A 513-nucleotide genomic window follows, 5' to 3' on the forward strand; every position below is an offset into this window, starting at 1 on the left:
GCCCATCGCCACGCTGGTGCCGGCGTACTGCAGCATGGTGAGGTCGTTCTCCTGGTCGCCGATGGCCATCACGTTGGCGCGGTCGATGCCCAGGTGCTCGGCCAGCTTCTGCAGGCTGGGCCCCTTGCCGGCGCGGTGGTCGAACACTTCCAGGAAGAACGGCGCGCTCTTCAGCACCGCGAAGCGCTCGGTCAGCGCGGCCGGCAAGCGCGCGATGGCAGCATCCAGCACGTCCGGCTCGTCAATCATCATCAGCTTGATGAAGGACATGCCCGGGTCCATGTCGGCCACGCGGCGGTACGACAGTGGCATGCGCGAAAGATGCGAGTCGGCCACGGTGTAGATGCTGATGTCCTGGTTGGGCGTGTACATGCGCGTGGCATCGAGCGCCTGGAAGTGCACGCCAATCTCGCGGGCCACGTGTTCGCAGTACACGAAGTCATCGAAGCTGAGCGGATACTCGACCACCGTCTCGCGCGGGCCGATGCGCTGCACGAGGCCACCATTACAGGC

At 65.5% G+C, this 513-nt stretch carries 1 protein-coding gene; it reads right to left on the reverse strand.

Annotated features, from left to right (window positions below):
- Window positions 1-513: HAD-IIB family hydrolase (locus AC1DJ5_RS14640; protein ID WP_477021072.1), on the reverse strand; the 513-nt coding region annotated here is incomplete at both ends.

It is taken from the genome of Brevundimonas sp. 01N35 (genome assembly GCF_056399785.1).